At 47.5% G+C, this 22,382-nt stretch carries 21 protein-coding genes; 15 read left to right on the forward strand and 6 right to left on the reverse strand.

The window, feature by feature from the left end; all coding sequences use genetic code 11:
- The first annotated feature begins 96 nt into the window (after positions 1 to 96).
- The 4 genes from VLX91_03000 (at position 97) to VLX91_03015 (ending at position 2,597) form a co-directional block, all read left to right on the forward strand.
- Positions 97 to 843, forward strand: coding sequence for a hypothetical protein (locus VLX91_03000; protein HUI29159.1), 747 nt, complete (start codon positions 97 to 99; stop codon positions 841 to 843).
- A gap of 162 nt (positions 844 to 1,005) precedes the next feature.
- Entirely contained in the window at positions 1,006 to 1,296 is a 291-nt protein-coding gene (locus tag VLX91_03005; GenBank protein HUI29160.1) for a hypothetical protein, read from the forward strand.
- A 165-nt stretch (positions 1,297 to 1,461) separates the two neighbouring features.
- Positions 1,462 to 1,923 carry a DUF6790 family protein gene (locus VLX91_03010; GenBank protein HUI29161.1) on the forward strand — a complete coding sequence of 154 codons (462 nt, stop codon included), beginning with the start codon at positions 1,462 to 1,464 and terminating at the stop codon, positions 1,921 to 1,923.
- A gap of 155 nt (positions 1,924 to 2,078) precedes the next feature.
- Positions 2,079 to 2,597 (forward strand): transposase, encoded by a 519-nt coding sequence (locus VLX91_03015; GenBank protein ID HUI29162.1) that lies wholly within the window; start codon positions 2,079 to 2,081, stop codon positions 2,595 to 2,597.
- 83 nt (positions 2,598 to 2,680) lie between these two features.
- Here the strand turns inward: VLX91_03015 and VLX91_03020 are convergent, their stop codons facing one another.
- Positions 2,681 to 2,959, reverse strand: a complete 279-nt coding sequence (locus tag VLX91_03020) for a hypothetical protein (GenBank protein ID HUI29163.1) — start codon at positions 2,957 to 2,959, stop codon at positions 2,681 to 2,683.
- 361 nt (positions 2,960 to 3,320) lie between these two features.
- Between VLX91_03020 and VLX91_03025 the strand changes: the two genes are divergently transcribed.
- The 5 genes from VLX91_03025 to VLX91_03045 all read left to right on the forward strand — a co-directional run bounded on the left by VLX91_03025 (position 3,321) and on the right by VLX91_03045 (position 9,102).
- Positions 3,321 to 4,412: an ATP-grasp domain-containing protein gene (locus VLX91_03025; protein HUI29164.1), complete on the forward strand. Its 1,092-nt coding sequence runs from the start codon at positions 3,321 to 3,323 to the stop codon at positions 4,410 to 4,412.
- 63 nt (positions 4,413 to 4,475) lie between these two features.
- Entirely contained in the window at positions 4,476 to 5,540 is a 1,065-nt protein-coding gene (locus VLX91_03030) for an ATP-grasp domain-containing protein (protein HUI29165.1), read from the forward strand.
- Complete coding sequence (locus tag VLX91_03035; protein HUI29166.1) at positions 5,533 to 6,012, forward strand: GNAT family N-acetyltransferase; 480 nt, start codon at positions 5,533 to 5,535, stop codon at positions 6,010 to 6,012. The genes VLX91_03030 and VLX91_03035 overlap by 8 nt, the downstream gene beginning before the upstream one ends.
- Positions 6,013 to 6,015: 3 nt before the next feature.
- Positions 6,016 to 7,251, forward strand: a complete 1,236-nt coding sequence (locus tag VLX91_03040; GenBank protein ID HUI29167.1) for a KamA family radical SAM protein — start codon at positions 6,016 to 6,018, stop codon at positions 7,249 to 7,251.
- An 81-nt stretch (positions 7,252 to 7,332) separates the two neighbouring features.
- Positions 7,333 to 9,102 (forward strand): glycoside hydrolase family 13 protein, encoded by a 1,770-nt coding sequence (locus tag VLX91_03045; GenBank protein HUI29168.1) that lies wholly within the window; start codon positions 7,333 to 7,335, stop codon positions 9,100 to 9,102.
- 12 nt (positions 9,103 to 9,114) lie between these two features.
- Here VLX91_03045 and VLX91_03050 read toward each other — a convergent pair whose 3' ends face one another.
- Genes VLX91_03050 through dnaG form a run of 5 tightly spaced genes read right to left on the reverse strand, consistent with a single transcriptional unit; the run spans position 9,115 to position 14,791 of the window.
- Positions 9,115 to 10,014 (reverse strand): DMT family transporter, encoded by a 900-nt coding sequence (locus VLX91_03050; GenBank protein ID HUI29169.1) that lies wholly within the window; start codon positions 10,012 to 10,014, stop codon positions 9,115 to 9,117.
- A gap of 31 nt (positions 10,015 to 10,045) precedes the next feature.
- Complete coding sequence (locus tag VLX91_03055) at positions 10,046 to 11,446, reverse strand: polysaccharide deacetylase family protein (GenBank protein HUI29170.1); 1,401 nt, start codon at positions 11,444 to 11,446, stop codon at positions 10,046 to 10,048.
- The gene (locus VLX91_03060; GenBank protein ID HUI29171.1) at positions 11,443 to 12,609 is read right to left on the reverse strand and encodes an NAD(P)/FAD-dependent oxidoreductase; all 1,167 of its coding nucleotides are present in this window, start codon (positions 12,607 to 12,609) and stop codon (positions 11,443 to 11,445) included. Before VLX91_03060 ends, VLX91_03055 begins: the two co-directional genes overlap by 4 nt.
- Complete coding sequence (locus tag VLX91_03065; protein ID HUI29172.1) at positions 12,606 to 12,830, reverse strand: 4Fe-4S binding protein; 225 nt, start codon at positions 12,828 to 12,830, stop codon at positions 12,606 to 12,608. Before VLX91_03065 ends, VLX91_03060 begins: the two co-directional genes overlap by 4 nt.
- 56 nt (positions 12,831 to 12,886) lie before the next feature.
- Entirely contained in the window at positions 12,887 to 14,791 is a 1,905-nt protein-coding gene (gene dnaG / locus VLX91_03070; protein ID HUI29173.1) for a DNA primase, read from the reverse strand.
- Between the two features lie 214 nt (positions 14,792 to 15,005).
- Here dnaG and VLX91_03075 point away from each other — a divergent pair, with 214 nt between their 5' ends.
- The 6 genes from VLX91_03075 to VLX91_03100 all read left to right on the forward strand — a co-directional run bounded on the left by VLX91_03075 (position 15,006) and on the right by VLX91_03100 (position 22,291).
- On the forward strand, positions 15,006 to 15,701 hold the full coding sequence (locus VLX91_03075) for a hypothetical protein (protein HUI29174.1): 696 nt from the start codon (positions 15,006 to 15,008) through the stop codon (positions 15,699 to 15,701).
- Positions 15,701 to 16,297 (forward strand): nicotinate-nucleotide adenylyltransferase, encoded by a 597-nt coding sequence (gene nadD / locus VLX91_03080; protein HUI29175.1) that lies wholly within the window; start codon positions 15,701 to 15,703, stop codon positions 16,295 to 16,297. The genes VLX91_03075 and nadD overlap by 1 nt, the downstream gene beginning before the upstream one ends.
- A gap of 180 nt (positions 16,298 to 16,477) precedes the next feature.
- Complete coding sequence (locus tag VLX91_03085) at positions 16,478 to 17,989, forward strand: tetratricopeptide repeat protein (protein HUI29176.1); 1,512 nt, start codon at positions 16,478 to 16,480, stop codon at positions 17,987 to 17,989.
- A 116-nt stretch (positions 17,990 to 18,105) separates the two neighbouring features.
- Positions 18,106 to 18,420, forward strand: a complete 315-nt coding sequence (locus tag VLX91_03090) for a DUF3467 domain-containing protein (GenBank protein ID HUI29177.1) — start codon at positions 18,106 to 18,108, stop codon at positions 18,418 to 18,420.
- 245 nt (positions 18,421 to 18,665) lie between these two features.
- Positions 18,666 to 20,765, forward strand: a complete 2,100-nt coding sequence (locus VLX91_03095; GenBank protein HUI29178.1) for a hypothetical protein — start codon at positions 18,666 to 18,668, stop codon at positions 20,763 to 20,765.
- Positions 20,766 to 20,779: 14 nt separating this feature from the next.
- Entirely contained in the window at positions 20,780 to 22,291 is a 1,512-nt protein-coding gene (locus tag VLX91_03100) for a DUF5723 family protein (protein ID HUI29179.1), read from the forward strand.
- Positions 22,292 to 22,382: the final 91 nt, after the last annotated feature.

The following is a 22,382-nucleotide window of genomic DNA, read 5'->3' on the forward strand; positions in this document are numbered from 1 at the left end:
TGGGGATGGAAGAAAGGAAGGCTCATTCAAGCCTAATCAATACAATTCGGTAGACTGCTTGAAATAAATTTGACAAAACCATGAAAGGGCAAAATCATGAAAGTAATCACTCTCTCATTTCTCCTGACTCTGACCCTCCTGATCAGTCCGGAGAGGAGCTTTTCGCAAGCACCTGATTCGACATCCGCTTCGTTAACTTTTGGCAATGCGCTGCAGTTCCAGCTAATCGGGGGCGTGGGACTGAACTACCTCGGTGAGTTGAATTCATCCTCTTACTTTCGCATCGGCGCCGATTTGTCTTTGAGTCACTCGAACCAGTCAGGTTCTCAGAGTAACTCTGAGGTGGAGAGCTACGCTCCGCCGTCGGTCAACTCCGATACCATTGCTACAAATCCTGACCAGACATCGAATTCATACGGTATCACCCTGTCGGGCTTGTATGTTCGGAAACTGGCAGAGTATCGAAATACTATTCTCTACCTTGGGGCCGGCCCGGAAGTGACTTATTCATGGACGAAGTCGTCGGATGATGAACCGGGGACGAGGACAAGCGGGGGCGTGAGTGCTTCGGAGGGAACCGATAATGAGAGCACGAACAAAACCGCCGGGATTGGTCCGGTGGCCGTCCTGGGTGTAGGAAGCAAAATTATCGAGCAGGTCAGTCTGACCGCCGAAATCGGAATCTCTGCTCTCTACGAATGGAACTCGTCTTCATCGGGATACATCTACAGCTTAGACCAGCCGTCTTATCAATACACAGAGAGGTCCAATAGCAGCTCGCATATCACCGGCTGGGTCATCTCGCTCGCCAATGTGAGGGTCGGAATCCTCATTGGACTGTAGTCGATTTATTGCGGTTGGACGCAATTGACCGCGGCGGCGGGGTGGTTGACTAAATGGTGGAGAGGGAGTAGACTTTCTAAGGAGAAAATGCGTGGGATGCAAAAGGGAAGCGCATATGATCTTATTCAATTCTGTGAGGCGACCGTATGAGAAGAGTAATCAATGATAACACCTGAAGAAATCGTTCCGACGCTTGAAAGCATACTCGCGGATGAGGCGGTGTTTATCTCCAAGCTTCAAATGATGAAGCCTCGCAGCAAAACCTCCGACGAGGTGAGGGAACTTGAGGAAGAGGTTTTTCCGATCTGTGAATCCATGACAGAAATGGTAGAGGCACTGGTCTCAAACAGGCCCGACCCGAAGCCCATCGGCGATAAGTTTAAGATTGCGTTCAATAACGTTGGAGTTATCTATGAGCTTCTTACCGGTCTCATCGACAAGCCGGCGAAGTGAGATGATGTATGCCGGTGTGGAGTCCGGATTTGCGATGGCGTGGGCGGGATTTCCATCCGGAACAGAGATCGGCGGCCTGTCAGGAGAGAACTCCTGCTTTCACGTCTAAGAATGTGAGAAATGGATTATGCCAACTTTCAGAATAAATAACATCACGAGGAAAGCATGTACATACTAACTGTTGTTTTGCTGGCATTCGTATTTCCAGTTATCTCTATTCTCACAGACGTATTCCTTTTCAAAAGCGCATCGAGTACTATGTACCTCGTCGGGAAGTGGTTCGTGTTCTGGGGAGTCGGGATTAGATTCTTCACTGCAGGGCTGCGACAGTCGATAACTCCGAGGTTCACGGCGGAAAAAATATTCGGGTTCAAGACCGATGAACCGCTGGTATTCGTGCAGGAGCTAGGATTTGCAAATATATCGTCAGGATTGTTGGGCATCCTCACCATCTTTGATGGCAACTGGATCCTACCCTCAGCAATCATCGGCGGCTCCTTTTATGGTTTGGCCGGGATAAAACACCTGACAAGAAGCGGAAGGAGTTCCACTGAGAATGTAACGACGTATTCAGATCTTCTGATGTCTATTATCCTTCTGGTGTATGTTGCCAGGTCTATAATCTGAAGAAGTATCATGAGCAGAGCTCATTCTCAAATGTTCTCCGGAGATTTCCATCCAGGCCGGGAACCGGCAGGTTGTCGGGAGGGAACTATTGATCACGCGATTAACGGCGCCATATGAAATACGATCCTGACAAACATCACCGGCGGTCAATTCGATTGAAGGATTACGATTATTCGACTGAAGGTGGGTATTTCGTTACAATGTGTGTTCAGAACCGGGAATGTTTGTTCGGCGAGATTGTCGATTCGGAAATGAAGACGAATCGGTTTGGAGAGATCGTTAGAGAATGTTGGGATGATATCCCGAAGCGTTATCAAAACGTTGCGATAGATGAATTCGTCGTGATGCCAGATCATGTGCATGGGATAATTATCATTGAAGATTCGGGAGGGGCAATTCATGAATTGCCCCGACTCGAACAAAGAAAAGATGAATTGCCCCGACAAACAGACAAAATGATGCAACGACGACAGATGTTATTGCCGAAGATTATCGGAAGATTTAAAATGAATTCAGCAAAACGAATCAATGAAATAAGAAATTCGCCTGGTGAGCGTGTATGGCAGCGGGATTATTACGAACACGTCATCCGCAATGAGGGAGAATTGATTCGTATACGTGAGTATATCTCCAATAATCCGGCACGGTGGTTACAAGATGAAAAATCCGTGTGATCGATTCTCATGGTATGGTCGGATTTCTTTTCCGACTACGAACCGGCAGCGCGTCGTGCCGAAATGCTTGGGTTCCAATTTTTTTACCCTCTTCTTATTTCTTTCCCCATCTCCCTCAGCTGCTGCGCAACTTTTGTTGCGACACTCTCGATTGTTTCTCCGTTTGTTAGTCTCACACCTGATACTCGCACCGCTTCATCGATCGTCGGTATTGTCCCCATCAGGTAGCGGTATATATGATAACCGAGCCTGTTGTTGTCATTGAATTCTCTCGTCGAAAATTGCTCCGCAATTTTATAAGCGACCGCCTCCAAGCTGTCGTCTGCGAATTTATTTACCTGCGCCGGCGCTTTCGATGTCATTTCGTCTCCGTCTTTACTGTAAGTTAATGGCGGCGCGTTACATCTTCAATGATCGTCATGCATGCAGTGAGAAGCGAGAGGCAAGAGGTCGGGGGTAAAATGCTGAAGACAAAATGTTGAGAGAAAACATTTGATGCTCCGCCAACTCTTCTGATATCTTCCTGCTGGCCTCCTTCTCCGACACCCGATCTCTGGCTCCCTGCGTCTCGTCTTCGTCGTCAAAAAGTGTACCACTTTGCTTGACAATTAATAATAAAATCTTATATTTAACACAAGGAATGATCGCTTCATTGACATACAGGTTGCCCGACCGACAAGCTCGGCGGACCAAGTTGAAGTCGAACCAGTGTCGGAAGACTTTATGAACGTTGCTCTTGCCTTCAACGTCAAGAAAGAGAGCACCATCGAAGTCGAATCCGCCTCTTCTCCCTCCAGTCCTGTTCCACCATCTCCAAATGAAATCTCCCCTCAAATCGAAGTTGATTCCGAAAAAAAAGTCATAGATAAATTTGCCGAGTGGGATACTCAAGAGACAATAGATGCGGTCGCACGCGCGTTGTCCCTGTACCACGATGTTACCCTTGTCGAGGCGGACGAGAATGCCTACGACAAACTTCGTGACGGAGATTTCGACATAGTCTTTAATATCGCCGAAGGAATGAACGGCGTCAGCAGGGAAGCGCAGGTTCCGGCCATGCTTGAGTTCCTCGGGATACCCTACACCGGCTCCGACCCTCTCACCCTTGCGATGTGCCTTGATAAATCGAGGACAAAAGAGATTTTAAGCTATCATGGGATCCCGACCTCAAAATTTGTGGTAGCAAATTCGTTCGGGGAGGCGGCGAAGGCATCGCTGCGTTATCCCCTCTTCGTCAAGCCGCTCCATGAAGGTTCGAGCAAAGGAATTTACAACTCATCCTATGTGGAGAACCCGGCAGCTCTCCAGCGGGAAGTTGAACGGATACTGAATGATTACGAGCAGCCTGCGCTCATAGAGGAATACTTGCCCGGGAGGGAATTCACCGTCGCGCTCCTCGGTAACGGGAATGAGTTGAAAGTTTTGCCGCCGGTCGAGATAAGATTTGATTCGCTGCCGTCGGAAGCTTTGCCGGTATATTCTTACGAAGCAAAATGGTTGTGGGACACGAGAGAATCTCCGATTGAGGTTTTCAAATGTCCGGCACCAATCGATGATTCTTTGAGTGCAAAAATAGAATACGTCTGCAGGAAAACGTTTGAAGTTCTGAACTGCCGTGATTGGTCGAGGATAGATTTGCGCCTGGATGGTTCGGGCGAACCGAACGTAATAGAGATCAATCCTCTCCCGGGAATCTTGCCGGATCCTGAAGAGCATTCCTGTTTCCCGATGGCTTCAAGAGCCGCGGGTTTGGATTATGATCATATGATGAACGCAGTTCTCGATGCGGCATTGAAAAGAACAGGTAAATTATAGCGGAGATGCAAGATGCGATGTCGCTATAATTCGTTGTATTTGTTGAACTTATAGAGGCGGCTCATGCCAAGAAAAAAGAAGGTGTGCGTTATCTATGACGAGTCAGCTTTAGACATCACGTCTGAACTGGAATTGGCCTTCAATGGAAAAATAGCTGCAGAAGCGAAGGCTGCTTTGCTCGACACATCAACGACAAGCGTCGTCGAACAGGTCGACACCGTTGCTGCGGTGCTGGCTGAGGCGGGTTACAACGTTTCGACGATCATCACCAGCCCGGATATGAACCAGCTTATCGACAAACTTCGCGAAGAGAAGCCGGACCTGGTTTTTAATCTATGCGAATCTATCGAAGGTGACTCGTTCCAGGAGATGAATGTCGCGGGTCTCTATGAACTGCTGCGCATACGATATACCGGAAGCAATCCGCTGACACTCGGAAGCTGCCTGAACAAAGTCAGAACGAAAGAAATTTTGACTTTCCACAAGATAAGTGTGCCACCATACAGGGTTTTCAATTCCGCCGATGAAGTGGCGCGGAAGAAAATAGGTTTTCCCGCTATTGCGAAACCGATCCATGAAGATGCCAGCATCGGAATTTCGAATTCGTCCGTCGTATACGATCGCGACCACCTGCAGACTTTGCTCGCCGACATGCTGAAGAAATTCGATCAACCGATCCTTGTAGAACAATTCATAGACGGCAGGGAATTCAATGTTGCAATTGTCGGAAACGATGAAGTCGTTGTGCTCCCGACATCCGAGATAGATTTTACCACGATGCCTCAGGGGTATCAGCACATCGTCTCTTACGAAGCGAAGTGGATCCCTGATAGTGTGGAATACAAGTCGACGGTTCCGATTTGTCCCGCCAAAATAAGCAGGCGGCTCGAACAAAAAATTCAGAACACTGCGATCAAAGCTTATCAGGTGATGGGCTGCAGAGACTACGCCAGGGTTGACATGCGGGTTGACAAGACAGGAAATGTGTTCGTACTGGAAGTGAATCCGAATCCTGATTTGTCGCCGAGCGCTTCCGGGTTTGCACGCAGCGCCGCAGCCCTCGGCTGGTCATACGGCCGGCTCATAAACAATATTGTGCAATCAGCATTTAAGAGACGGCTTGGTTAGAATCCGACCCACCATCCGGGAAGACTACGAATCTATCCTGGATATCCTCAAGAGGACAGACTACTTCACGGCTGAAGAAATAAAAATCGCCGATGAACTGCTCGGCTCCTTTTTTACGCAATCTCTCGAAAGCGGATATTGGACTTACACGGCGGTGAATGACAAAGTTGTCGGGTATATATGTTACGGCCCTGTTCCGTTAACCGATGGCACTTATGACGTCTATTGGGTAGCGGTCGATCCGGCTCTTCAAGGACAGGGAATTGGAACGGAGCTGCTGAACTTTGCCGAGGATGATATATCGAGGCACAAAGGGAGACTGATAACCATTTATACAAGTTCACAGGAAAAGTATCTTCCCACACGGAGTTTTTATTTGAAGCGGGGTTATCACGAAGGCGCCAGAGTACGCGATTACTATCGGCCTGCGGATGATCTCGTAATATATGTAAAACAAATTTCGGAGGACTAATTTATGGAACTGTGGCAGCAGATGCTGAGGCAGAGTATAGACAGCGCTGATGACCTTGTCAAAAAATTCAACTTTGATCAAGAGACTGCCGAAAGGCTCAACAGCCTTTTCCACATCAGGATCAACCCGTACTATTTAAATCTCATTCGATATCCCGGCGACCCTATCTGGCTTCAATGCATGCCCGATGGGAAGGAGCTTGAAGACGACGGATTGCCGACGGATCCTCTGAATGAGGACCACGATAGCCCGGTTCCAAGCATTACCCATCGTTATCCCGACAGAGTTTTATTTCTTGTGACGAGCCAGTGCTCCATGTATTGCCGCTTCTGCACAAGAAAGAGGAAGGTCAGCGATTCGACGAAGATCAGCATGAAGTATATCCAGGACGGCCTGGACTACATCATGGCGCACAAAGAAGTTAGAGACGTCATTGTCTCCGGCGGCGACCCGCTCATGCTTACCGACGTGATGCTGGAGAAAGTGCTGAAAGGACTCCGAGAAATTCCGCATGTTGAGATAATTCGCGTTCATACCAAGATGCCGTGTGTTCTTCCGCAGAGGATTACGCCGCAGCTTGTCGAGATGATGAAGAAATATCATCCGATATATGTGAATGTCCATTTCAACCACCCGTGGGAGTGCACGCCCGAAGCGAAACAGGCATGCGATCTTCTTGCGAATGCGGGTTTTCCACTCGGCAATCAAATGGTGCTGATGAAGGACGTAAATGACAACCCCGATGTTGTGAAAGAGCTCAATCGCAAGCTCCTGACGATGCGTGTGAAGCCGTATTATATTTATCAAGCGGATATGGTGAAGAGCACGAATCATTTTCGTACACCGATACGTGTCGGCCTGGAAATCATGGACAAACTGCGCGGACACACTTCGGGACTCGCGGTTCCGTATTTCGTGATCGATGCTCCCGGCGGGGGCGGAAAAATTCCTATTCTGCCGCAGTATGTTCTGTACCATGATGATGAGAAGATGGTGATTCGCAATTATAAATACGAGGTCTTTGAGTACGCCGAGGCGAAAGACGATCAAGAGCCGGCTCGCGCCGACAACGATCGTCGGTTCTTGAGGAAATCGCCTGTCATCATCAGAGAAAGGAAGCGGCGAATTTCTCAGCCAAAAGCTGATCCGCCTAAGGCGGGGAAGCCAAAGGCCAGACAGAAAGTAAAAGTGGAATTGGATAAGCCGGTCGTCGAAGAGCCGATCGGGGAAAAGCAATAAATCTGCGAGTAAAAAATTCAGAAAACCTTGCGAAGTATTAAAACCTTCGCAAGGCTTAATTCTTGGGGAAAGGATCATCGAATGAATCGTCTTCTAATATCGCTTGCTGTCTCTGCAATCTGGGTCGCAACAGCAAATGCTCAAGTTCCCGATTGGGCGAGGAAAGCTGTGTGGTACCAGATCTTTCCGGAGCGGTTCCGAAACGGAGATTCAGAGAATGATCCAACTATGAAGGATGCACAGGTCGGCGGACGCGAGTGGAGTGTTTCCCCATGGATGAGCGATTGGTACGAGTTGCAGCCCTGGGAGAAGAAGTTTTCAAACAAGTTTTATGACGTCGTTTTTGACAGAAGGTATGGCGGTGATTTGGAAGGGGTCATGGATGAACTGCCGTACTTGAAAAAACTAGGCATCAACGCGATCTATTTCAATCCTGTTTTCGAGTCGCCTTCACTCCACAAATACAACACCGCGACGTACATTCACATCGACCACAACTTCGGTCCGGATCCTGGGGGTGATTTGAAAATCATGTCCGAAGAGAATCCCGGCGATTCATCGACATGGAAATGGACCTCTGCGGACAAAGAATTCCTGAAACTCGTGAAGAAAATCCACGAGATGAGAATGCATGTGATCATCGATGGAGTATTCAACCACGTCGGCACCGATTTCTGGGCTTTCAAGGATGTCGAGAAAAATCAACAGCAGTCTAAGTTCAAGGACTGGTTTGTGGTGACAAGCTGGAACGACTCGGCGAAAGGGACGAAGTTCGATTACGCCGGCTGGTGGGGGCTAAAGTCATTGCCGATTTTCAGAAAAGATACCATCACCGGACTTGTCCATGGTCCATATGAGCATATCATGGCGATCACGAAGCGGTGGCTGGCTCCCGATGGGAATCCTGCGAACGGTGTTGACGGATGGCGACTCGACGTCCCGAATGAAGTGCCGCACGCTTTGTGGAAAGACTGGCGAAAGCTTGTGAAAAGCATAAAACCGGATGCGTATATTTCAGGCGAAATATGGGACAATGCTGCACCATGGCTGCGGGGTGACGAGTTCGACGGAGTCATGAATTACATGTTTGCGAAGGCGGTGATGAAATTCTTCATCGACAGGAAGATGGCAATCACGCCGACGCAGTTCGATTCCACTCTTCAAGCGCTCAGGAATTCATACCCGGACAGCATCGATTACGTCTTACAGAATCTTGTTGACAGCCATGATACCGACAGGCTTGAGTCGATGATAATGAATCCCGACCGCGACTTTAACGCCGACGATAGTCCGAGGAATAATCCGGCGTACGTCATTTCCAAGCCGGATGCTGCAGCAATTCAGCGGCAAAAGCTGATCGCACTTTTCCAGATGACTTATGTCGGTGCACCGATGATTTATTACGGCGATGAAGCCGGAATGTGGGGGGCGACCGACCCCGATGACAGGAAGCCGATGCTGTGGCGAGATTTGAAATATGAGGACGAGAAGAGCAGCCCTGCGGACGGAGTCCGAAGAACAGAGGATAAAAATATTTTTAACAAAAATCTTTTTGACTATTACAGGAAATTGATCCGTGAAAGGGAATCGGACCCGGCATTAACGATCGGCGGCTACACGACCCTCATTGCAGACGATCAAAAAGAAGTATTTGTGTTTGAAAGGGAATATGAAAACCGAGTAGCAATCGCCGGCTTCAACCTGTCGGAGGAGAAGCAATCTGTGGACGTGAATTTGAACGTAGGCAGTAGAATATTCAACGACGTGCTGAATTCAAAGAGCATCACGATAAAGAATCACGAGCTTCATATTGAGATGGAACCTAGGTGGGGTGTACTACTGGAGAACTAAGCAGTCTTCGGACTAAGATTTTTGTCTCTTCTGCAAATCCGTCTGTGTAATGATTACCCCTCCAATCGTGACGAGCGCGCCGAGCGCAAACGGCAGTGCGATGCTTTGCTTCAAGAATATGTAAGCCATGATGGCGGTGATCACCGGCTGCCCGTTCGTGAAGACAGCCACCCTGCTGGCCTCGATCTTTCCCAGCGCATAGTACCATAATAAATATCCTGCAATTGAAGTCCCGAGCGATAGGTAGAGAACCTGCAGCCACTGGCCACCCGACAGCGAAGTGTACCTGTATCCTATGGAACAAAATATTCCGACAGGGGCGTACATCGCTGTTCCGATTAGGGCGGTGAACATAGTGGTCGTGATCGCGCCATACTTCACCACCAGCTTCCGACCGAGCGCCGTGTATGTTGCCCAGGCGATTACTGCTGTGAAAATGAAAGCGTCCCCTTTCATGTGCGAGAATTCGAAGTGATATGAAGCTCCATTGAACGATACGTTTGACAAAACCACGACGACCACACCTACGAATGCCATCCCTGTGCCCAAGATTTTCATAAATGTAATTTTTTCATTCAGGTATCTTCTCGAAAGAACCATGACGAAAATCGGCGTCAGTGCATAAAGCAGCGCACCTTCCGTTGCGGTCGTGTATTTCATCCCATAGAGAAATCCTAATTGGTTCAGCGAGACCGAAGTAAAACTAAGAAACAGGAGAAGCGCCAGATCCCGGCCTCTGTACTTGAACGGCAGTCCCGCATAGAAAAAGTATAGCAGGTAAACAAATCCGGAGATGATGGTTCTCAAGAATGTGAGATTTGGCGGAGGGATCGTTTGTGTCGCAGCGTTTGCAATTATATAATTGCCTCCGGAAAGGAGAAGCTGGATGAAGAGAATTACGTATGGGTTCACGTAGACACAAAATTCTGTGCACGTCTACTCATCAGCGGAATTGTTCTATTATTCCCGAGAGTGAGTCCATTCTGAATCTGTCGTTCTCTGCTTCGGATAAGAGCCGGCTGTAAATTCTTTTGTAGCCCGGAAAGTCGATGGGATCTGCCAGAGAATTGTGGAAGAGAATCGAAGCGGCCCCGTGTGCAGCTTTGGTTTCATCCACGAGCTTTTTCATCTTGTCATAAGTTTCATTTACCGGCTGGCTTCGATTAGCTGAGAATGTGCCGTCCATGATCATTAACGGTAATTCGGTCACTGTAGAAATCCTGTCTTTCTGAAAATCATACAGGGGGAAAGGGAAGGCGATGCTGTTACGGAAACCGGCTTTTCGAGAAAAGCCGAGAGTGCTGTCATATTTTAGTCTTGCGTTTTCCCAGATGCCGACGGTTTTGCCTGCGGTAAATTTCAAATAATGCTGCCTTACCGAATTGATCTCCTTCCCAACCAGGTTTTCGAGTCTCGTCTTTTCAAGGATGAGTTGTTCGCCCTCTATGTAAGTGCGCATGCTCGGATGGATACCGATGTCGAAGCCATGATTCATCAGAGAACGCATGAAATTTCTAAGCGAGCGAGAGCGGTAATGGTAATTCATGTCTTCTCTCGCAGTCGCACCCGTCTTGATGAAAAATGTCGACTTGAGTCCTGAACGGAGTTCGGTTTCTCTCAGAAATTTCAATCCGTTTTTCGGAGGATCATACCCCGTCATAGCAAGAAGCGGACGGAGAAATTTCACGGCGCGCTCGTTCGGCGTGAGATTTTCTTTGTTAAGTATGGCATGTCCGAAAATGTTTCGCTTTATCATCCTCAAATTGAGCGAGCTGGTATAATCAACATCGTGGGTCAAGGCGATTCCATGATCGGCGTCCGCATACTTCTTAAGCTCTATCCCGGTATCGAAAAATTTCTCCAATTTTTCTTTCAAGAATATCGAGTAATAATTCACCGCGGGATAATCTAAAATGCCGAGCTTGTCCTGCAGCGAATCCATCGCACGAAGTCTGTCGAATTCATCTCTCTCAAGACTGATCAGATCCTGGAATTCGGAAGCAAGCATGAAAGCTGCGGCGGCGATATCGAAGTCAATGGCGGCACCCGAAACCGGAAACAACTTCGGAAGTCTCTTCCTCTCGAATTCAAGCCATTCAAGATGAGAAATGTCCGGGAGTCTGGAATGTTCGATGCATTCTTCAAACTCGTGAGATGCCCTTAAATGGAATATTTTATTTTGACTCGACGGTGATTCTTTGCCATAAAGGATGGTAATGGAGTTGTCCTTGACTTCATCGGAAAAAATAACTTCTACACGGAGAGGCTGGAACAGCAGAGTAAATCCATATTTTATTTTTTTCGTGATGCGTTCATCGACATTGAGGACGACATCTATTTTCATGCGAAGAAGAGTTTCATGACGTCGACGATCAGCATCGGATGTTTGATCACCGCCTGCTTGAACAGGTTGCCGAGAGTCTGCTGAGCTTCCGGCAGCCTCGTGATTGCATCGGCTATCGAATCGAGGTCGCTGTCTCTGAATTTATAAATTACCTTTTTGATTTTATAATATCTGTCATGGCGGCCGCCGAGTGAATTTTTCCACTCTTTCTCATACTGTTCCATCAAGGACATATCGCCTTTCCTGATAATTTCTGCCGCAATTTTCCCAGCGATCCTTCCGCCGATCATGCCGCTGATTATCCCTCCCCCCGAAACCGGATTGACCTGGTGCGCGGCGTCTCCGACCAGCATCAGCCCGGGCATTGCCATTTTCTCGAGCGACTCCGCACACGGAACGCCCCCGGCAATCTTTGTGAGAATCGAAGCATTCGGAAAGTTTTCCTGCATGAATTCTTCAAGAAATTTCAGAGCGTGTTTTTTCCTGCTTTCGTCTGCCGCCACACCGAGCCCGATGTTTGCCGTCTTGTTTCCTTTTGGAAAAACCCATAAGTAACCGCCAGGCGCGTACCTCTGTCCGAAATAGAAATAGCAAGTGCCCTCTTCAACATCGACGTTCGCTGCCGTGACCTGTGCGGCTGACTCCATGTCGTGCATCGAAACGGTGGTGTCTATCCCTGCCCACCTCCCGATTCTCGACTCTACGCCGTCTGCGCCTATGACAATTTTGCTTTTGATAGTCAACCGTTCACCATGGTATTGCACCGAAACGCCGGTCACCGTACCGTTATTTCTGGTGATCCCATCCACGTACGCCTTTGTAACGACTTCAGCTCCGTCGTCTGCAGCAATGCGCGCCAATTCATAATCGAATATTTTTCTGTTCAAAATATATCCGACGCCATCGATGTTCGGCTTGACGACTTTTCCATTAGGGGCGACGAGTTTGAAGTCTTTGATTTCTGCCGCGATGAATTTCTTGTCGGGCTGAAGAAATTGGATAAGGCCTTCGTGGTCAACCGCCTCGCCGCACCGAACGGGCACACCGACCTCACGGTCCTTTTCAAGCATGAGAACTTTTGCGCCGCCTTGTGTTGCATATCTCGCAGCCGTCGAGCCGGCCGGACCCGCACCTACAACGATTACATCATAAGAATCTTTCATGCGACAAGCCCGGCCTGTGGCAATTTCCCGGGGTGCCGCTTCACCTTATCGCGGTTGAACTCAAACACTTCAAAAGGACACGCCCACTCGCACTTTCGGCAGTCGGTGCAGATTTCGTGAACGATCGATATACGGCTCTCGCTGAGGTCGATGCAGTTTTCCGGACAAACGCCTACACAGCAGCCGCATAAGTCGCACTTATCTTCGTGTATCTCTATCATTTCCAAGCTCTTATTTGTTTGGTCTTAGCCGTTGGATGACAGCTAACGGCTAAAAGCTACTTCTTCAGACTTTCAAAATACTGTTCTAAAAGATTTTTATCGCTGTAAGTTTCGGAAAGAAATTGTTTCCTGTTCACGAGTTCCTGATATCTCGAGTCAAACTCTTCCGTAGACAGTCCTCTCTTTTCAGCACCGGTAATCTTAGAATTTAACAATTTAAGTTGCTGCTCGATTTGTTCAAGTTCGAAAGAGATAAGAAGCTGCGAGATCCACTTAAGATAATCGGGCGTCTCACTGCTCGGCCTGATTTCTTCCCACCAAACTTTGCTTCTCTGCGTTGTAGAGAAAGCCAGCTGGGCAAAGGACTTGCGCATGTCCTCGTCTGCCAATTCATCGATCACAGATCCCATCTCTTTCCCGGAAAATCTTGCGTCGATGATCTTCTGGATAATCTCTTTGCTGATTGGATTCTGAATGTCAAGTCTATCGATCTGATTTGCGATGACCTCCCACAACGATTCATCGACGCTTGCCAGGAGACTGATCAAGTCCCTTTCGGCAGTCGATAGCCGATCGCTGACATTCGACCGTCGAGAAGAAATATCGGGTTCATGGTCGCGCATGAAGGGCTGAGATTGGATCGCCTTCTTCTTTTTCAACTCCTGATAAATCGCGTCTTCTCGTAACTCGAATTTCGCGGCGAGGTCTTTCACGTATAAGTTTACTTTGATTGCATCTTTTATTTTTGTTAAGGATTCTACGATGGAATGAACGATGGTGATCTGGCTTCTCGAAGATCCTGATGCCGCGGGTCCCTTCGGTCCTTTCGGCAGACGCTCGCGTCGCTGAAGTAGCGTCGCTTTGAATTCCACGACGTTCATTGCATTTTGAATTAGTCGCATGAATTCTTCGCTGCCTTGAGAGAGGACAAACGTGTCAGGATCTTCGCCTGCCGGAAGCTCTACAATGAAAACGTCCATTCCCTGTTCGAGAAGGATGTCGGCTCCGCGCATTGAAGCGTCCTGTCCCGCAGTATCGGCATCATAAACCAGGTAAACATTTTTGGTGTAACGCGAGATATATTGTATCTGTTCGACAGTCAAGGCCGTTCCGCTCGAGGCAACGACGTTTTTTATTCCGGCCTGGTGAAGGGCAATGAGATCGGCGTATCCTTCCACGAGTATCGCTGCGTCTTTTTCGATTATCGAGTCTTTCGCCTGATAAACCCCGAAGAGGGTCCTTCCTTTGATGTAAGCGCTGGACTCAGGCGAGTTTATGTATTTTGCCTTCTCCTCGCCTTTCAAAGTCCGGCCGCCGAAAGCGATTATTCTTCCGCTCGGCGATTGAACAGGGAACATGACGCGGGCCCGAAATCTATCGTAATATCCGGAGCCGTCCTGCCGCCTGAGAATCAACCCGGACTTCTCGACCACCTTCTCGTCCATTCCTTTTTTTTTCAGATAGTTAAGGAGTCCATCCCATCTGTCAGGTGCAAAGCCAAGCATGAATTTTTCAATTGTGTCGTCGGTAAATTTTCTTTTTTTATTCAAATATAAGAGCGCATCTACGCCTTCGTCCGAGCGAAGCATATCTCTGTAGTACCTGCAGGCTTTTTCATTGATATCGAGGACCTCGTCGACCTCGTTTTGCTTTTCGCTGTTGTAAGAAGGAAGGGTGATGTTCGCCCGCGCGGCGAGCTGTCGCAACGCTTCGCCGAAAGAAATCTTTTCGTACTGCGTCACGAACGTGAAGACGTTCCCTCCGACTCCACAGCCGAAACAATGGTACAATCCCTTTTCCCTGTTCACGGTGAATGAGGGAGTCTTTTCATTATGGAACGGACAGAGCCCGAGATAATTTTTCCCGCGCTTCTGTAGTCGTACGTACTGCGAGATGACATCAACGATGTCAGTAGCCTGGCGCACTTCCTCGACGACACTTTCCGAATTGAGTCTTGCCATCTCTTCTCTTGTGAATGAAAAACGAAAAGCAAAAGGTTGAAAGCCTCTCACTCCTTACCGATAATGGAACTTAATTAAGCGCATACTTAGATTCAATTCTTAAGAGAGGAACAAGAGGCTTCACGAAGACATGTCATTTGCAATAAGTGAGCAACTGGAAATTTTTCATTATTCACTTTGCACTTCTCACTTTTCTTGAATAACTTTTTACAGCATGATTGAAAGATCGGTTCTTATTGTCTCGCGGACGCCGCTGCCGAAGGAAGTCCGCACAAATCTTGTACCACCATTGACGTATGAGGAAGCAGCAGAACTTCATGTGTCACTGCTTTACGATTTGGTGGAACGTGCAATTTCGCAGTTCCATGTTCACCCATATATTTATTTTGATCCGGCAGACGCGCGGGCTGACTTTGAACATATCTTCAGACATGCCGGATTTGAGTACAAGCTGAAGCCGGCTATCGGTAACAAGCTTTCCGACAAAATCGGCAACGCAGTAGACAACATTTTTTCCGACGGCGTCAAGAAACTGATTTACATCGATCTGGATGCTGCCCTGATTCCGAACCAGGCTATCAAACATGTTTTTGAATTACTGAGCTTAGACGACGACGTTGTTGTGCTGGCGCCCGATACGGTCGATCAGCTCTATATGATCGGTTTGAAAAAGCCTCATGTCCAAATTTTCGACGCGCTGAATGCCAAAGACCCGTTCGAAGTCGCAATGAAAATTTCCGCTCCGCTATCATCGATGATGTTTACCCTGAATAGGTTCCAATGTATCCGCGACCTTGCCGGCTTGAGAAAGATCTATAAATCCTTTGTGAGCAACGGCCAGGTGGTTGAGAATGCCCGCCGTACTGCGAACTTTTTGCAGGGACTGAAGGAAAAATTCGGCGAAATCTAATGTCCGAAGGATCCTCCGCAAGGGTAGGCATTCTCGGCGGCACTTTTAACCCACCACATATTGCCCATCTTATCGCAGCCGAAAGTGCGACCGAGCAACTGAGGTTGGACAAAATGCTTTTTGTCCCGGCGGCGATTCCACCGCACAAGTTGAATGAAAAAATAATCCCTGCCAATGTACGCTTGCAAATGGTGAAGCTCGCGATAAAAGGTAACCCCAAGTTTGAAGTTTGCGATATTGAGCTCAAGAGGAGCGGAGCATCGTATTCAATCGATACCATAATTGAATTGAAAGGAAAATTTCCGGACGATAAGTTCTTTCTCGTAATAGGAATAGATCTCCTTATCGATTTTTATTCCTGGAAGGATCCCGAGAAGATTTTGGATAAATGCGATGTCGTTGCGATGAATAGACCTGGTTTTGCGCTTGAGTCTGTCGACCAGGGATTGCTTCGACGCGTCGAGGTATTGAGTGTTCCTGGTCTGGACGTCTCTTCTTCAGACATCCGCAGACGTGTGCACTCGGGCCGGTCGATAAGATTCCTGGTTCCGCAAGCCGTGGAAGAATATATCTACGCTAACTCCATATATCGGTGAACGATATATCTGCCGAGAAATCAAAACCAAAAATCGAAATGAAGCCTTGATCCGGCCAACTCCGAATCTTCTGGCCTCGAGGCCCGGCTCCAGCACTCTTACTGCCTTGCATTGTAAATCCATGACCGGAATTTTATATTAATCAGTGTCATTTAGCATAACTTTCAAATGGAGTATTCGATGAAAAACTACAGAATATTGGCAGTCATGGCTGCCGTTATCGCTGTCTCATTTGCGTTCATTGGCTTTCAATGTTCGTCCGCGGAATTGACAAGCGCAAAGCTATACATTCAAAACAGTCAGTGGGACAAAGCGGAAGACCAACTTCAAAAGGATTTGAGCACCAATCCGCAAGACGAAGAGGCGTGGTACTGGTTAGGCTACGTGCGCGGAGAGAGGCAGAAGTATACCGGGATGATGGAAGCGTTTCAGCATGCATTAAAGATTTCGGACGAGAACAAGCAGAATATTACTGACGTTAGGACACATTATTGGGTGCAATTGTACAACCAAGGGACAAAGTATCTGCAAACCGGCAGAGATACCAGCACCAACTACGGCAAGGCAATTTCAGCGTTTGAGAATGCAATCGTAGTAGAACCTGATAGCATGTTGTCGTATAAAGGGCTTGCTTATTCCTATCTGAACATGGCGCTGAACGACAGTGCTGTGGAGCCATTGATGGTCTTATGGAACAAAGATAAAGACCAGGACGCGGCGAAATTTTTGAGCGAAGTTTATTACGAAAAAGGGCAGAAGCTGAAACAGGATTTTGAGGATAGTAGCCAGGATAAGTTGAATACACTGAAAAATCTGAACTCTATAGTAGAAGGAGTAAGTGAAGAGGAGGTTGCAGCCACAATAGGTCAGCCGGATCAGAAAATTTCAGCTTCTGCTCAAAAGGGAAAGAAAAAATCTCCAGGAACTTCCACCCAGGAAGAGAAATGGATATACAAAACGTACGGACTGACGCTGACTTTCGATCAGGACATGTTGAAGACGAAGAAGGTTGACTTTGCTTACAACCCAGGCATCGATTCTACAAAATATCTTCAAGCGATTGATCAATTCAAAAAGGCGCTGGATGTGCTCGTGCCTGCCACGAACATCTACCCGGACGATCAGGATCTGATGACAGTGCTCACGAACTGCTACATTGCGGCGGACATGACAGAGCAGGCAACGGAGACATTCAAGACTGGCGCCATGAAAAATCCCGGTAGCTCCGATTTCCAATACAACTACGGAGTTATCCTGTTGAGAGGTAATGAATTTGAAAAAGCCGTTGCCCAATTCAAAAAGGCGATCGATGCCGGCAATGCGACGCTGGAACAACTGAAAGACAAACTTGCCCATCCTGATTCATCGGCAAATGCGCCGAAACTGAATCAAAATGTGGAAAGGACGCAGTCCACTATCTGGAACGCGACCTACAATCTCGGCGCAAGCTACGTCAATTGGGGAGTTCACATCCAAAACAGCACTGCGAAGAACGGCGACCCCGATTCGCTACGCAAGGCAGTCAGCGCAAAATTTGAGCAGTCGATTCCGTATTTAGAGAAGTACTCCACTTATAAAAGCGATGACCCCAATCTCTGGGAATTGCTTGCAAAAGTTTATGCTTTCATGAATAATACTCAGAAGGCACAGGAGGCGATTCGAAAGGCCGATTCATTAAGGCAAGTTCACTGACCTATCGTCGCCGTTTTTGTTTTAATGCCGCCGTGGTTTCAACCCGTTGTTCAGACGGCGGCATTTTATTTTGACGGTTTTTTCGAAAAGCACAAGTGTGAATTAAGGAGTGGTTAATGCCTGAAGAAAAAAATGTTCCGCAGCAGATCAACATCGAGCTCGGTGAAAAAGAAGCGGAAGGGATTTATTCAAACCTCGCAATCATCTCTCATTCGCCTGCAGAATTTATTATCGATTTCACTCGACTTTTGCCGGGCGTGCCTAAGGCGAAAGTGATGGCAAGAATTATCATGACCCCACAACATGCAAAGATGCTTCTGGGGGCCCTCCGGGAGAATGTGGAGAAATACGAACGCAGTTTCGGCGAGATAAAAGTATTTGCTGGACCTGTGCCCAATGCACCGTTCGGATTTCAGCCGCCGGGAGCTTGAAGAAAAACATCAGAAATTATGAGATTGAGAAGGAAAGAGAGCGGTTTTTACCCGAACTTCAAACCCTCTTATGCTTGGGAATCATATTGATAATGCTCACTTGTTGATTGTCGTTGTGACCTGAAACATACTGTCGGAATGTTTTGTTAGTTATCCTGATGCGTGTGCTGGCGAAAATGTGTGTTTCAGCGGGAGCTAATGAGGAGAGAGGCTAAAATACTTTTACTAAAAATAAGGAGAAGTTTATGAAGAAGGGAATTGTATTACTTTGTTTCGTTGGTTCTCTTCTCGCATTTTGGGGATGCTCGAAGTACAGGGTCGGGAAGTTTGTGATGCCAACCTGGGATACGCAGTTTTCGGCACCGATATTTAACCGGACATACACCCTCGGTGAAATTTTGTATAAAGATTCGGTCAAGGTTTTCGACGGGGACACGACGCACATCTATACGACCCCGCCAATCGACGCATTTACGATTTCCGGATTCAAACAAATTAGCGGCGTGCAGATAGGCACAGATTTAGGAATTAATGCGGTACCGCCCGTCACTCAAACACAAACCCTTACCAATTTCAAGATCGATGCGAATGATTCCCTCAATTATACTGTCGCGAACCCTGTGCCCTCGGGGACTACGGGTCCTGTTCCCGCGATCCCTCCCACGACGACTTCTCTTTCGCCTGACCATTTCTTTACAAATTATAACTCGGCAACACTGAGCAACGGCTTACTGCATATCTCTATTACAAATGGTTATCCGGCTACGATAAATTTTGACAGCGGCAGTGTAAATCTTCTGGACGCTTCCGGCAATCCGCTCCCAGTTTTCGGGCATCCGTTATCGTTGGCTCCCAACGGTGGAAGATTCGATACCGTCTTGAACATAACGGGTCGAACGCTTTCGAGTCATCCGCAAATATCCTTGACATATAACTCGCCAGGAGGCGGCACCTCAACTTACCAATCGAATAATTTGTTGAACATATTTGTCGGGTTCCTCGATCTGCGAGTGTCTTCGGCGAATGCCATCATTCCACCTCAAAATCCGATTATCATAAACCAGGCCATCGTTCTCGTCGATCTAAATAAATTTATCAAGGCCGATATCCAATCCGGTTCATTCACACTGAGCATGAGGAACGATCTGCCTCTCACATTGCCGGTTCAAATAGTTTTTCGCAGCTTGACGAGACAGAACAACCCCAATGATACACTGAGAGTCAATTATACTCTGCAGGCTTCAAGCAGCATGGACAACATAACGATTCCGCTGAATGGCTACGAGCTCAACACGGCAGATTCGCGCGGCAACCCCAGCGATTCAATCCACTATACCGCCACGTTTCAAATTCCGGGTTCGAACGGGAATTTTGTAAACATCAGCACCTCGCAAACTGTAAGGGCAACGTTCAGCATGTCTGATCTTGTCCTGAATTCTTTTACCGGTGAGGCACACCTAAAGGGTCCACTCACGCTCGCTAATGACACGCAAAAAATCAACCTTGGCGATCTTAAATCGAAGTTTCATGGAGGTATAACATTTCTGGGAGATTCGACTAAACTTAACTTGCAGATGACCAGCGTCGGCTTCCCGTATCTCGCGCACATAAGCATGAAACCCGGAAGCGCCGAATATCCTTCTCTGCTCTCAGATTCGATTGTAGTCGACACTGTTATTTATCCGGGTAAGGTAAACACGATAGCGGTGGGAAGAGAATTTGCGAATGCGCTCAATTCGTTTGCGGTCCGGACCAATACGCTCCCGGATGAATTTTTCATCAACGGCTACGTCATAGTGAATCCGGGCCCGACTGTCCCGTATCTCTCATCTTATTCGATAGGTACAATAAAGAGCACTGACTCAGTCAGCGGCACAAATCTCATTTTGATGCCGTTTTATTTAGGGATATTAAACTCTTCTTACGTAGACACCACTACCAAACCTGTCTTCGATTCTTCAACGAGTGCCAAGATGAGCAACGTGGACACCGCGGCAATTGTTTTCGAAATCAAGAACGGGGTGCCGCTGCAATTGTCGTTGAGGACGCAGTTCATAGATACGTTGACAGATTCAGTCACCCAGTTTGACAGCATAGTTGTTCAGGCTCCGCCCGCGGCGGATTTCAATCAGGATGGTACGGTCATAGCTCCCCAATTCAGTAAGAGCACGATCAGCCTAATGTCGAACCAGGCGAAGCTGTTCGGGCGGTCATACATGAGATTCGATTATAATTTTTCAACTCCGCTCGGCTCCACGCCTGTTCCATTCACGAAGAACAATACTATCTCCTTGAAAGTGTATGGGAATTTCCACTTCAGGGTAGATAAGAATACGTTTAAGTGAGGAGGGAAAACAACATGAAAAAGAATACGATGTTTTTCGCTCTTCACGCCCCGACCGTGTTGAAAGCAAACCTTTCGCTTTTCATTCTTGTATTCACATTCCTCGATGTGAACGCTCAGCAGATTCCCAGCGCAAGACTGACCGCACTTGGAGGATTATCCACTGCCGTTTCGACCGACATCGATGCGATCGGAACAAATCCTGCTAACTTGATGGAAGTCTCGAGGGGAAAGGTTGTCTTTGAGCTTATTCCGTTTTCTATCAAAAGCGGTTCTGATTTCTTGAACTTAGATCTTTATAACAATTACTTCACCGGTACGGGCCAGGTTGACAGTACCGGCAAAACGATAGGAAAGTATCTCTCTGAATCCGACAAGCAGAATATACTCGATGCGTTTCCTAGCGGAGTCGGGAATGTTCGCACAGACGAAAACATTCGTTGGCTCGGCGTTTCTATAAGGAATCTGGTCTTTGCACTAGGATTTTCTGTTGATGAGAAAGTCGGTGCGCAGGCGGCGATTCCGAATACCTTTGCTTCATTTGCCTTGAATTTGCCAACTTGGGGATCGAACTACTCATGGAACGATCTGGCTTTGAAGTCTTTTTGGTACAGGACTTACAACGTCGACTACGCGATGAAACTTCCTGATGTCATTCCAATTCCTAAACAGATAGCGAAGGATTTCAACGTTGGGATCGGGCTAAAATATGTGACGGGGTTCAGTTATACTTCAATGCAAAGTACTAATACGTCGCTCTATGCCGATTCTGCGAATGATTCTTACTCTTACATAGTCAACATGGGGTTCGATGCTAAGAGAGCAGGTTTGATGAGCAGCGTATTATCAAAAGCGTTTAAGAGCAATGTCCCTGACACGGTGGTACACTTCAATCCGTTCGCGCCCCAGGGGACAGGATTTGGAGTTGACATTGGCGTTAACGGCATAGTGATGAATTTCATAAAGGTCGGGATAAGTTTCACCGATATCGGTGCTATCTCTTGGTCGAAGAAGGTTGTTCTAACCCATGGCGACACAACGATTACTTTTTCAGGATTCACTCCGGCCTACAGCGATTCTGCAGGTTCTACGAGTAATCTTGACAGCATAAACAATGTGTTCAAAAATTATTTCAAGAATAGAGACATAGCCGGTTCAAGTTTCTCCACGTGGCTTCCTACAAAATTGAACATAGGCGCTTCGGCGCAATTGGATGATTTATTCCCAAAAATTCCCGGTCAGCTTTTGGTTGCGATTGATTATCATCAAGGCTTCAACAATCAATTTAATAATTCGACTACTCCTGAGTTCGTGCTCGGCGCTGAGTGGAGGCCGATCTATCCATTTCCTATTCGGACTGGACTTGGTCTCGGAGGTGCTTACGGGTTCAGATGGTCAGCCGGATTTGGATTCAACCTTTGGGCATGGGACTTCGACATCGGAATCGGTACTCTCAATGCGATTGTAGCTCCTAATGCAGCAAAGAATGTTTCGGTCACGTTAAGCATTTTGAAATTTAGAATTTGAATCTGAATTAGCTCATAGTTTATAGTTATGTGCGGTTAACTTAGTGCTGTCAACTATGAGCTAGTTCCTGTCCCACCATATCCCTCGCACG

The organism is Candidatus Acidiferrales bacterium (genome assembly GCA_035515795.1).
Classification (GTDB): Bacteria; Bacteroidota; Ignavibacteria; order Kryptoniales; family JAKASW01; genus JAKASW01.